General features: G+C 41.7%; 9 protein-coding genes and 3 pseudogenes. 8 read left to right on the forward strand and 4 right to left on the reverse strand.

Translation table 11 applies throughout. From position 1 onward, the window contains the following. The first annotated feature begins 169 nt into the window (after window positions 1–169). Window positions 170–2,146, forward strand: a pseudogene (dnaG, locus tag ACSLFW_RS06440) (DNA primase). Here the strand turns inward: dnaG and ACSLFW_RS06445 are convergent. Further along, the gene (locus tag ACSLFW_RS06445) at window positions 2,143–2,772 is read right to left on the reverse strand and encodes a LuxR C-terminal-related transcriptional regulator (protein WP_436555094.1); all 630 of its coding nucleotides are present in this window, start codon (window positions 2,770–2,772) and stop codon (window positions 2,143–2,145) included. The pseudogene dnaG and the gene ACSLFW_RS06445 sit on opposite strands and share 4 nt — an antisense overlap. 106 nt (window positions 2,773–2,878) lie before the next feature. Further along, window positions 2,879–3,676, reverse strand: a complete 798-nt coding sequence (gene nadE, locus ACSLFW_RS06450; RefSeq protein ID WP_436555095.1) for an NAD(+) synthase — start codon at window positions 3,674–3,676, stop codon at window positions 2,879–2,881. A gap of 192 nt (window positions 3,677–3,868) precedes the next feature. Here nadE and gldB point away from each other — a divergent pair, with 192 nt between their 5' ends. Together gldB and gldC are read left to right on the forward strand one after the other, a co-directional pair. Further along, entirely contained in the window at window positions 3,869–4,828 is a 960-nt protein-coding gene (gldB, locus tag ACSLFW_RS06455; protein WP_436555096.1) for a gliding motility lipoprotein GldB, read from the forward strand. Further along, window positions 4,825–5,157: pseudogene (gldC, locus tag ACSLFW_RS06460) on the forward strand (gliding motility protein GldC). The gene gldB and the pseudogene gldC overlap by 4 nt, the downstream one beginning before the upstream one ends. Before the next feature lie 82 nt (window positions 5,158–5,239). Here gldC and yihA read toward each other — a convergent pair. Both yihA and ACSLFW_RS06470 read right to left on the reverse strand, forming a co-directional pair. Beyond that, entirely contained in the window at window positions 5,240–5,860 is a 621-nt protein-coding gene (gene yihA, locus ACSLFW_RS06465) for a ribosome biogenesis GTP-binding protein YihA/YsxC (RefSeq protein ID WP_436555097.1), read from the reverse strand. Between the two features lie 83 nt (window positions 5,861–5,943). Next, on the reverse strand, window positions 5,944–6,708 hold the full coding sequence (locus tag ACSLFW_RS06470) for an alpha/beta fold hydrolase (protein ID WP_436555098.1): 765 nt from the start codon (window positions 6,706–6,708) through the stop codon (window positions 5,944–5,946). A 435-nt stretch (window positions 6,709–7,143) separates the two neighbouring features. Between ACSLFW_RS06470 and ACSLFW_RS06475 the strand changes: the two genes are divergently transcribed. The 5 genes and pseudogenes from ACSLFW_RS06475 to ACSLFW_RS06495 all read left to right on the forward strand — a co-directional run bounded on the left by ACSLFW_RS06475 (window position 7,144) and on the right by ACSLFW_RS06495 (window position 12,347). Then, window positions 7,144–7,617, forward strand: coding sequence for a division/cell wall cluster transcriptional repressor MraZ (locus ACSLFW_RS06475; RefSeq protein WP_436555099.1), 474 nt, complete (start codon window positions 7,144–7,146; stop codon window positions 7,615–7,617). After that, window positions 7,592–8,500: a 16S rRNA (cytosine(1402)-N(4))-methyltransferase RsmH gene (gene rsmH, locus ACSLFW_RS06480; RefSeq protein WP_436555100.1), complete on the forward strand. Its 909-nt coding sequence runs from the start codon at window positions 7,592–7,594 to the stop codon at window positions 8,498–8,500. Before ACSLFW_RS06475 ends, rsmH begins: the two co-directional genes overlap by 26 nt. A gap of 43 nt (window positions 8,501–8,543) precedes the next feature. Then, window positions 8,544–8,891, forward strand: coding sequence for an FtsL-like putative cell division protein (locus ACSLFW_RS06485; protein WP_436555101.1), 348 nt, complete (start codon window positions 8,544–8,546; stop codon window positions 8,889–8,891). Further along, a pseudogene (locus ACSLFW_RS06490) lies at window positions 8,882–10,887 on the forward strand (penicillin-binding protein). The gene ACSLFW_RS06485 and the pseudogene ACSLFW_RS06490 overlap by 10 nt, the downstream one beginning before the upstream one ends. After that, window positions 10,884–12,347, forward strand: coding sequence for a UDP-N-acetylmuramoyl-L-alanyl-D-glutamate--2,6-diaminopimelate ligase (locus tag ACSLFW_RS06495; protein ID WP_436555102.1), 1,464 nt, complete (start codon window positions 10,884–10,886; stop codon window positions 12,345–12,347). Before ACSLFW_RS06490 ends, ACSLFW_RS06495 begins: the two are co-directional and overlap by 4 nt. Window positions 12,348–12,349 lie beyond the last annotated feature (2 nt).

A 12,349-nucleotide genomic window follows, 5' to 3' on the forward strand; every position in this document is an offset into this window, starting at 1 on the left:
CGAAAGAAGCGCTTTTTTTGTTTTACCGCAAAGACGCAAAGTTTAGCGCAAAGTACGCAAAGTTTAAGCACATAGCTTTTCTCCTTTTCTTTGCGAAAATCTTAGCGTACTTTGCGGTTAAATTTTACGCACAAAACTTTGTACCTTTGAACCTTTGCAACTCTGAATCTTGATCTCAAAAGCCACCATAGACACCGTTTTCGAAACCGCCCGCGTAGAAGAGGTGATCGGCGATTTCGTGCAGTTAAAACGCGCCGGCAGTAATTTCAAGGGACTCAGCCCGTTTTCAGATGAGCGTTCTCCGTCGTTTATGGTGTCGCCTGTCAAGCAGATCTGGAAGGATTTCAGTTCGGGAAAGGCGGAAATTCCGTAGCATTCCTGATGGAACACGAGCATTTCACCTATCCGGAAGCCATCCGTTACCTCGCCAAAAAATACAATATCGAAATCGAGGAAACCGAGCAGACAGAAGCTGAAAAAGCCAACACTGACGTTCGCGAAAGCATGTACCTGGTTTCAGAATTCGCCAAAAAATATTTCCACGAAACATTATTAAATTCTGAAGAAGGCAAAGCCATCGGGCATTCCTACTTTAAAGAACGCGGATTTACCAACGAAACCATCAAAAAATTCGCACTCGGTTATTCTCCTGATTCCTGGGATCCATTCACTAAAGAAGCGCTCGGAAAAGGTTACAAACTCGAGTTTCTAGAAAGTACGGGCTTAACAATCGTCAGGGAAGACAAACAATTTGATCGTTTCAAAGGTCGTGTAATGTTTCCGATTCAAAGTATGTCGGGAAGAACACTTGGTTTCGGCGGGAGAATCCTGACCAACGACAAAAAAGCCGCGAAATACCTCAATTCACCAGAAAGCGAGATTTACCATAAAAGCAAAGTCCTTTACGGGATTTTCCAGGCAAAACAATCGATTGCCAAACAGAATAATTGTTATTTGGTTGAAGGGTATACCGATGTGATCCAATTCCACCAATCCGGAATTGAAAATGTCGTCGCTTCATCGGGAACGGCTTTAACGCCTGATCAAATCCGATTGATCAATCGGTTGACGAAAAATATCACAGTACTTTTTGACGGTGATGCCGCCGGTTTGCGCGCTTCGATCCGCGGAATCGATTTGATTCTCGAAGAAGGCATGAATGTAAAAGTCTGCACTTTTCCCGATGGCGACGACCCGGATTCTTTCGCCAAAAAAACTTCGTATGAAGATTTAGTCGCTTATTTGGAAAACAATGCTAAAGATTTCATCCAGTTCAAAGCCTCACTTTTGATGGACGAAGCGAAGAATGATCCGATCAAGAAAGCCGATTTGATTCGCGATATGGTCACGAGTATTTCCAAAATTCCGGATCGCATTCAAAGAGAAATTTACATCCAGGGAATGTTCAAGGATCATGGATATTTCCGAGCAGGTTTTGGTCAGTACGTTGGCGCAACTCGTCAAAAAAGATGTTGCTGAGATTGAGAAAAAAGTAAAGCATGACCAGAAAGCTTTCGAAGTTGTCAAAAATGAAGAGCAAATCCAGCTTGAAAAAATCGATATTCTCTACGAACTCGAACGCAAGATCATCGAAATTCTCTTGCTTTACGGCAACGTAGAAGAAGAATTCGAAGACGATCTGATGAAAACCAACGAGGAAGGTGAAGTCGTAACCATCACAGAAAAAACAACTTCAAAAGTCTACCAGCGCATATTTTTAAGCCTTCAGGAAGATGAGGTTGAACTCGCCAATCCACTATTCCGCGACATTTACAACGATTTGATTGCGTATTTTCATCAGAATGAAACGTTCAACACAGAGCATTACCTGATGCATTTACAACCCGAATTCGCGCAGGAAGTTACCGATATTCTAATGGAAGACGAAAAGCTCTCACTGCACAACTGGGAAGCGCAGAACATCATCGTAAAACAAAAAAACCAATCCATAACCCAATATGTTTCAGAAACAATATTGACCATGAGGTGGTTTTTAGTTGATAAAATTATCGAAGAATTAAAATCGGAAATCAAGCCGGAACCCGAATCTGACAACTCAGAAACGCTGTCAATGGCAATGGATTATTACAAGCTCATCAATTCTTTTTCAAAGAAATTAGGGCGCGTAATGTCGCGTTACCACTAAACGATTTCCAAAGTTTTCGCCTTATTGACCAAATCAACGAGATTCGTCACATTCAGCTTCGTCAGCAGCCTTAATTTATAAGTACTGATGGTTTTCTCATTCAATCCTAAAATCTTCGAAATTTCGTTGTTCTTTTTGCCGTCGCTTAAATACCGCAAAACCTCGATTTCGCGTGAAGACAACTTCCGGTACAACCTTTCGCTTTTATTCTGCTTGGCAATCAAGGCGAGTTTTTTCTTGACGTCTTCGCTGAAAATGATTTCGCCTTCGGCAACTTTTTTGATCGTCGCTTCTAAATCTTCGAGAGAACTGTTCTTGTGCACATACGCAGCAACACCGGCTTTTATCGCATTCGGCGTGTAAATCTGTTCCGACAAATTGCTGTAAATGATAATTTTGACTTTCGGAAAATCCTTAATCATCTGCTTGACGAAATTGATGCTTACAAGTCCGTCGAGCTCCAGGTCAATCACTAAAATATCAAAGGACTTGGATTTCATCAAATCCTGTACTTCTTCGTAATGCTGCGCATTCCCAACAATGCTGATGTCTTTATTGTTGTTAAAATAGGATTTTATACCGAAGTGCACGACCGGCTGGTTATCTGCTATACTAACTTTAATCATGACTGTAGTTTTTTTAAATATTAACGTGTATTATAGAGGTGTATCTATATAAATTTACGATTTAAAAAACTGACTTGCTGATTTTCGCCAATAAATTATGATTTTTTTAAAGGTTTAGCTTACAAACCGGAATCGGTTCCATTTTGTGCTGATTGATGCGGTTTAAGCGTTTGTAGATGTCGAAAACTACTTTTTCACGCCCTGAAAATGCATCTGAAGTTTTGCCATTTTCATCTTCCTGCATCGCCCATTCGAGTTCATCATAAGAAGCGCCGATCTGGTCTTCGTCGCTGCGGTCGTCGCCGAATAATCCGTCGGTGGGTTTGGCTGTTAGAATTGATTCCGGGACTTTCAGATAGGCGGCGAGTTGAAAAACTTCAGATTTCACCAAATCTGCTATCGGACTCAAATCAACGCCGCCGTCGCCGTATTTCGTGAAAAATCCAACCCCGAAATCCTCGACTTTATTTCCGGTTCCTGCAACCAGCAATCCGTGAATGCCGGCAAAATAATACAAAGTCGTCATCCGCAAACGCGCACGCGTATTGGCCAGCGATAAATTGAGTTTGGTTTCATTCTCTGATGTTGGAACTGCTTTTTTAAAAGTTTCAAAAGTTTCCGTCAAATCTGCCACGGCGTTCGAAACATTCGGAAAACGCGCCTGCAACTGCGCAATATGTTCTTTCGCACGGCTCACATGGCTCGGCGCCTGATGAATCGGCATTTCCACGCATAAAACGGGCAAGCCGGTCTGCGCGCACAAAGTTGAGGTCACCGCCGAATCAACGCCGCCCGAAATCCCGACAACAAAACCGTTCACTTTTGCGTTATCAGCATACGCCTTGAGCCAGCTTACAATTTGTTCGTTCGCGCTTTCGACGGGAAAAATTTTCTTTTTTTGCATAGTATTTGGAAGTTTTTAAAACTGCGAACGTATATTTGCAGCAGCTTTCAACAGTTGTAAATTTAAGGATTCATTTTCGCAAAATTATTATTTTTTTGAAGCTATTCCGGCTGTCCGCTAAATCTTTTACTGCCTGGCAGCAGGCAGCAAAAGGATACCGCTTCCCATCCGGGCTAAAACACACCGCAATCCATGAGAAAAATTATCGCATTCCTGTTATTAGTCGTTTTCATAAGTTCGTGCGACAAGCGCTCCAAAGTAGAAAAAGCGATTGACGAGATTCCTGTCGGCAAAATCGAAGTCGTGCGCTACGAAAAAGCATTCTTCGCCACAAAACCTGAAGATTTACCAAAACTAAAAGCACAATATCCTGAATTCTTTCCGCCGGGCTTTTCAGATTCCGTTTACGTCGACAAACTCACGCAACCGCTTTGGCGCGAACTGTACAATGAAGTCGAAAAAAAATACAGCAACTTCGAACCGCAGAAAAAGGAAATCGAGGAACTCTACCGCCACATCAAATATTATTATCCGAACGAGCCGCTGCCAAAAGTCTATACACTCATCAACGACATGGACAATTATGCGAAAGCTTTATATTCAGGCAACAATATCCTGATTTCGCTTGAAATGTACCTCGGGAAAGACCACAAATTCTACGATTATCCGGCTTACCTGAAACAAAATTTTACCGAAAAGCAAATGATGCCCGACATCGTTACCGCTTTTGCAGCGAACCGCATTCCGCAGCCACAGGACAAATCGCTGATTTCGTTTATGGTAACAGCCGGAAAGGAATTGTACATGAAAGATTTGTTGCTGCCCGACTATTCCGACGCAGATAAAATCGGATATACGCCCGAGCAAATTGCATTCTGCCAGGAAAATGAGGGCGAAATGTGGAGCCGTTTCGTTGAAGAAAAATATTTGTTCAGCACCGATTCCAAACTCGAAAAACAATTCATCGATCCGGCGCCGTTTTCCAAATTCTACTTAGAAATCGATAACGAAACGCCGGGACGCATCGGTACCTGGGTAGGTTGGCAAATCGTACGCGCTTACATGAAAGAAAATGACGTGACGTTGCAGAAAATGCTGTTGACCGATCCGGTAGAAATCTTCAATAAATCTAAATACAAACCAAAAAAATGAGCAATATAACTTCCGAAATAAAATTCCTTGTAGAACTCGACGAAAACCGAGTTCCCGAAAAACTAATGTGAACCGCAGAAGACGGCGGCGTTGAAGCAGAAGAAGCAAAAGCGATGATGTTATCCATCTGGGACAGCAACGCGCAGGAAACGCTCCGCATTGACTTATGGACGAAAGATATGCCTGTGGATGAGATGAAATTGTTTTTTCATCAGACTTTAGTAGCAATGACCGATACTTTCAGACGTGCTACTGACGATGAGAAAATGGCCGATACGATGAAGGATTTCTGTGATTATTTTGCAGAGAAACTGGAATTGACCAAGTAATTTGAAGTGATAGCCACGAATTTCTCAAATTTCCACAAATTTAATTCGTGCTAATTCGTGAAATTCGTGGCGAATAACTTATTTAAAATTCATTCTGGTTTTTGAATATTTCTTCATTTACTTCTTCAATATAAGAAAGCAAATCTTCTTTTCCGGTGCCTTCTGTAGAAGAAGTCACGAAATATTGCGGCATTTCTGCCCAGTTGTTAGCTAGCATTGATTTCTTGTAAGCAGCAACATGCGAATCGATTTTCACTTTACTGATTTTATCCGCTTTTGTAAAAATGATGCAGAACGGAATCTCGCTTTCGCCCATATATGACATGAATTCGATGTCGATATTCTGCGCTTCATGGCGAATGTCAATCAGCACAAATGCACAGACCAACTGCTCGCGTTTTTCAAAATAATCAGTGATGAATTGCTGGAAAACCGACTTTGTCTTTTTGGAAACTTTCGCGTAGCCATAACCCGGCAAATCCACCAAGAACCAATTATTATTAATCTTAAAGTGATTGATTAACTGCGTTTTTCCGGGCCTTCCCGAGGTTTTTGCCAGATTTTTGTGGTTCGTCAGCATATTGATCAGCGAAGATTTTCCCACGTTGGAACGCCCAATAAAAGCATATTCAGGCAGCATTTCCTTTGGGCATTTATCGACTTCAGAGTTGCTGATGATGAATTCGGCAGTATTGATTTTCATGGCATGAAGATTTTGGCAAAGATAGACAAAAAAGAACCGCTGTTTTCAGGATTTCCTTCTTGCAGCGGTTTGTTTATTTTGAATTATAAATGCTTTTCCTTGAGCCATGAAAGCATGATCTCGTTAAATTCATCAGGATGCTCCATCATTGCAGCGTGACCGCATTTGTCAATCCAGTACAATGAAGAATTCGGCAATAATTTATCAAATTCGACGGCAACATCAGGTGGCGTTACCTGATCGTTTTTCCCCCAGATAATGCAGGTTGGTACATGCATCTTCGGCAAGTCCTTCGCCATATTGTGACGAATAGCGCTTTTGGCAATTGTTAAAGTTTTGATGAGTTTGATACGGTCATTCGCCATCGCATAAACCTCTTCAATGATTTCTTCAGTGGCGATTTTCGGGTCATAAAAGACATCTTCTGCTTTTTTCCTGATGTAATCACGGTCGCCGCGGCGCGGATAACTGTCGCCCATGGCGTTTTCATAAAGTCCTGAACTTCCTGTGATTACCAAACCTAACATTTTTTCAGGATACATTTTCGTATGGTACAAAGCGATGTGCCCGCCAAGGGAATTTCCCAGCAAAATGACGCGGTCGAAGCCTTTGTAAGTGATAAAATCCTTTACATATCTCGCGAAAGCTTTCACGTTGGTTTTGAGGATACTTTGGGTATAAATCGGCAATTCAGGAATCACGACTTTGTAGCCTTGCTTAGGAAAAAATTCAGCAACGCCATCGAAATTGCTGAGGCCACCCATAAGGCCGTGCAGGATGATGATTGGCGTGCCTTCTCCGGCTTCGTAATACTTATATTTTCCTTCTTTTTTCAGGTCTTTGTCCATTGGTCAGGGCATTTCTCTCCCGTGTGGTCGGGAACACAAATATAGGATTTTATCAGTAAAATGGCAGTTTTGCGCAATTTATTTTAACATTAAATCTGCTTTAAAATCCAGCATTTTTACACACAGAAATTATTTTAACAATCATTTTCTGTAAATGCCTAATTGTCAATAAATTCAAAAAGCTTACTTCATTTTTGAAAAATGAGATAGTTGCGTAAAATTCAAATTTGATAATCATAAAAACTATTTCAATGCAGATTTTACTGCAAATTCTAATTTTTCTTAAATAAAAGTTAATAAAATCGGTTTCGTGAAATTTTGAGAAAGTAATCATAAGGTTATAGAATGGTAAAACTTATCAACAAAGTGGGATAAAATGGTAAAATGTGGTAAAAGTTTCTTTACTTTTGCTCTAAATCATACAAAAATCTCACATTGAACGCAATTATCGGGACATACGAATGCAAGACCGACGGCAAGTCGAGGTTGATGCTGCCTTCTCCTTTGAAGAAGCAACTCAACGATTCCGTGCAGGATGGATTCGTCCTTAAGCGCTCTGTTTTCGACACTTGCCTCGAATTGTGGCCGATGTCTGAGTGGAACCTGATGATGCTCAAAATCAACAAACTCAATCGTTTCAACAAAAAGAACAACGACTTCATACGCAAATTCATGGCAGGTGTGAAGATGATTGAAATTGACGATGCCGGGCGACTGTTGATTCCGAAAGATTTAATGGTTTTTGGGCAAATCGACAAAAATGTCGTACTGTCTTCCAAAGTGAATATTGTGGAGATCTGGGATAAAGATTTGTATGAAAAATCAATTTCGGGCGGTGACATCGATTTTGCCGATCTGGCCGAAGAAGTAATGGGCGGTATAAATGATGATGACAATGGACTATCATAATCCGGTATTGCTGCGCGAAACCGTTGACGGGCTGAACATCAAGCCTGACGGTGTTTATGTCGACGTGACTTTTGGCGGCGGCGGACATTCGCGCGAAATCCTGAGCAGACTCTGGCCGAACGGAAAATTATTCGCTTTCGATCAGGACGAAGATGCTTTGGAAAATGCCATTGACGATGAAAGATTTACGCTCATCAACGAAAACTTCAGGTTCATCAAAAGGTTCTTAAGGTTTTACGGTATAAAAAGCGTCGATGGAATTCTGGCAGATTTAGGCGTTTCATCACACCAATTCGACGTTGCCGAACGTGGGTTTTCTACAAGATTCGATGCCGAACTCGACATGAGAATGAGCCGGAAGAATGATTTGAGTGCTTTTCGTGTTGTGAATGAATATGACGAAACCAATTTGCGCCGTGTTTTTCTCGATTACGGAGAATTAAAAAACGCCCCGGCAATTGCAAGAGTCATTTTAGAAGCCCGCGAACACGACGAAATCCGAAATACAGAACAATTAAAATATGTGTTAAGCCGATTTTTACCGGCACACAAAAGCCATAAGATTTTAGCCCAGATGTACCAGGCTATCAGGATAGAAGTCAACCAGGAAATGGAAGTTTTGAAGGAATTCCTCGAACAATCGCTTGAAATTTTAAACCCAAACGGAAGATTAAGCGTGATTTCTTACCATTCGCTCGAAGACAGGCTGGTCAAAAGATATATCAAAAACGGGATGTTTGAAGGCGAACCGGAACGCGATTTCTTCGGGAATTTCTCGGTTCCGTTTAAAACCATCGGAAAATTAATCGTTCCCGATAATGCCGAAATCAAGATCAACAATCGCGCGAGAAGTGCCAAATTACGCATCGCCGAAAAAATATAAAACTTAGCGCCTTTGCGTTTTATCGCCTTCGTGGCAAAGCAATATGAAAAACGGAGTCTACAGCTTATTAAAAGCAAGGTTTTTAGTCAACGAAGACGCAGTCAAAAACTGGCGATTCATTGTTTTCCTTGTTTTGCTGGCGATGATCATGATTGAAAACAGCAACCGTTATGACCAGAAATCTTTTGAAATCATAACATTGACCAATGAAGTGAAAGAATTGCGTTCAGAATTCGTTGACCGCCGTTCAGAACTGATGAAACTCAGAATGGAATCGACAGTTTCAGAAAAAGTAGCAGATAAAGGCATTTTGCCGTCATCGGTACCGCCGGTGAAAATAAAGGTTAAAAAAGAAGAAGAAAAAGGATTTTTCAGCAAAGTATGGCAGTAGAAGAAAAAACAATCGCTTACAGGATTTATCTGGTCGCATTTGTGATCGTGATCATGGCGTGCGCTGTTGTCGTAAAACTGACGAACATCCAGTGGGTTGAAGGCGATTATTACCGCAAGATTGCAAAGGAAAAAAGCGTGAAAAGCTTCGTGATTCCCGCCAATAAAGGCAATTTATATTCTGCTGACGGAAGTTTACTGGCGACTTCGATTCCAAATTATGACATCCGTTTTGATGCGATTGCTCCGAAAAACGACGATTTCAAAGATAATATTTCAGCTTTATGTGATTCGCTTTCCATCATGTTCGGAAAACCGAAAAGCGAATTCCAGCTCGAATTGACAAAAGCCAGAAACAACAAAAACCGTTACTTTTTAGTCGCGCGCGGATTGAGCTACACTGAATACATCCGCATCAAATCATTTCCGCTTTTTAATAAAGGCGCGTTCAAAGGCGGCGTAATCACTGAACAAAAAACTGTCCGCAAATATCCAATCGGCAACATCGCAGGAAGAACCATCGGCTACGAACGCGTCGACGAAAACGGAAAACCTGACGGAAAAGGAAAGGGAATCGAACAAGCCTACAGCAAATACCTGAACGGCAAGAACGGTAAAATCATGAAACAGAAAATCGCAAAAGGGCAGTGGAAGCCTTTGCGCGACGAGAACGAAGTCGATCCGCAGGACGGTTATGACGTGATTTCTACGATTGACGTTTACATTCAGGACATTGCACACCATGCGCTTTTGAAACAACTCGAATATTATTCGGCAGATCACGGTTGCGTAGTGGTAATGGAAACCAAAACCGGCGCCATCAAAGCCATTTCAAATTTAGGACGCGATTCTGAAGACGGGGCTTATTATGAAACGGTGAATTATGCGGTGACCGAAGCGCACGAGCCGGGTTCTACTTTCAAATTGCTCGACCTGATTGCTTTACTTGATGATAAAAAAGTCGATACAAGTGCGGTTTACGACAGTCATGGCGGACGCATAATGTACCGTGGTCACGCCGTAAACGATTCGCACGAAGGCGGTTACGGAATAATTTCTTTAGCAAAAGGATTCGAAAAATCATCCAATACTGTGATGGTACAGGCGGTTTACGATAATTATAAATCCGAACCGGAAAAATTCGTGAACCGTATCAACAGTTATGGCTTGAATAAAAAATTAGGATTGCCTTTCGCAGGCGAAGGAAGGCCTTATATTCCACAGCCATCTGAAAAAACATGGTCGGCTATTTCACTGCCGTGGATGGCATTCGGATACGGCGTTGCCGTTACGCCTTTACAAACGCTTTCGCTTTACAACGCAATTGCCAACAACGGCGAAATGGTAAAACCGATGTTCGTTACCGAAGTAAAAGAATGGAACAAAACCATTAAAAAATTCGATAAACAAGTTATCAATCCTAAGATTTGTTCCGATGAAACTTTGCTTAAAGTCAAAGCAGTTCTGGCGAATGTCGTAAAACGCGGCACCGGAAAATCGCTGTATTCAAAAGACTTTTCAATGGCCGGAAAAACCGGAACGGCGCAGGTTGATTATAACAAAGGTGACGGGAAATTGTATTACGCTTCTTCATTTGTAGGTTATTTCCCTGCCGAAAACCCGAAATATTCCTGCATCGTCATCATCCACAAACCAAATGTGGCCAAAGGATATTATGGCGCAGATGTTTCAGGGCCGGTTTTTAAAAGAATCGCCCAGAAAATATTCACCGATTCGCCTACGACCAACGAAATCAAAAACCTGAAAAAGAAAACCAGGTCAGGAACGCAATTACAACGCTTACGCAGAAGTTGACGGCAATCGTACGACAACAATTCCGAATGTAAAAGGAATGGCCGGAATGGATGCCGTTGCATTACTTGAAAATCTCGGCATAAAAGTAAAAGTAATCGGTCTCGGAAAAGTCAAAACCCAATCGTTAAACCCGGGTGAAAGACTCGACACCAACCAAAACCATAACACTTGAATTATCGTGATCGTGCTCAAAGACATATTATACAAAGTCAGCCTTGAAGCCGTAAAAGGCCTCACAGACATCACTATTGGCAAAATCGAATTCGATTCAAGAAAGATTGAAGAGAACGATATTTTCGTAGCGATTCGTGGTGCTGTTTCCGACGGGCATGAATTTATCGAAACCGCCATCAACAAAGGCGCGACGGTTATAGTATGTGACACTTTCCCGGAAATCATCGTTACGGGCGTGACTTACATCAAAGTGAAAGATACGAATAGTGCGCTGGCTTTTATGGCTGCGAATTATTTTGATAACCCATCGCAAAATTTAAAATTGGTTGGTATTACAGGAACGAACGGAAAAACGACAATCGCTTCTTTATTGTACCAATTGTTTAAAAAAGCAGGTTTTAAGGTCGGATTGCTTTCTACCGTAAAAATCCTTGTCGATGAAACCGAATATAAAGCGACGCACACAACTCCGGATTCGTTGACCATCAATAGTTTCCTCAAAAAAATGATTGACGAAGGCGTCGATTATTGTTTCATGGAAGTGAGCTCGCACGGCGTACATCAAAAACGCACTGAAGCTTTGCATTTTACGGGCGGTGTTTTTACAAATTTATCACACGACCATCTCGATTATCATCCGACTTTCGCTGAATACCGCGACGTAAAGAAATCATTTTTCGATCATTTGCCAAGAACCGCTTTCGCATTGACTAACATCGATGATAAGAACGGATTGGTGATGTTGCAGAACACCTACGCTTCGAAGAAAACATACGCCTTAAAATCTTACGCCGATTACAAAGCGCAGATTCTTGAAAACCAACTGTCAGGATTATTGTTGAAAATCAATGATAACGAAGTTTGGGTAAGATTGATAGGCACTTTCAACGCCTATAATTTACTCGCTATTTATGGAACGGCGGTAGAATTGGGACTCGATCATTTCGAAGTTTTACGATTATTATCAGAATTAGAAAGTGTTTCGGGAAGATTCCAATTTATCATTTCCAACGAAAAAATCACGGCAATCGTCGATTATGCACATACGCCGGATGCACTCGAAAATGTCCTGAAAACCATCAACGACATCCGTACCAAAAACGAGCAACTGATTACCGTTGTTGGCTGTGGTGGCGACCGCGATAAAACGAAACGCCCGGTAATGGCGAACATCGCATCCACTTTAAGTGATAAAACCATCATCACTTCTGACAATCCGAGAACCGAAAATCCGGAAACGATTATCGCCGAAATGGAAGCCGGTGTTGAACCGCAGAATTACAAAAAAACAATGGCAATTACCGACCGCAGGCAGGCGATTAAAACCGCGTGCCAGTTGGCCAACCCAAATGATATTATCCTCATCGCAGGAAAAGGCCACGAAACCTACCAGGAAATTATGGGCGTTCGTCACGATTTTGACGACATGGCCATCGTAAAAGAACTTTTAGAACAATTAAATAAATAGAG

It is taken from the genome of Flavobacterium sp. 3HN19-14 (assembly GCF_051373205.1).
Lineage (GTDB): Bacteria > Bacteroidota > Bacteroidia > Flavobacteriales > Flavobacteriaceae > Flavobacterium.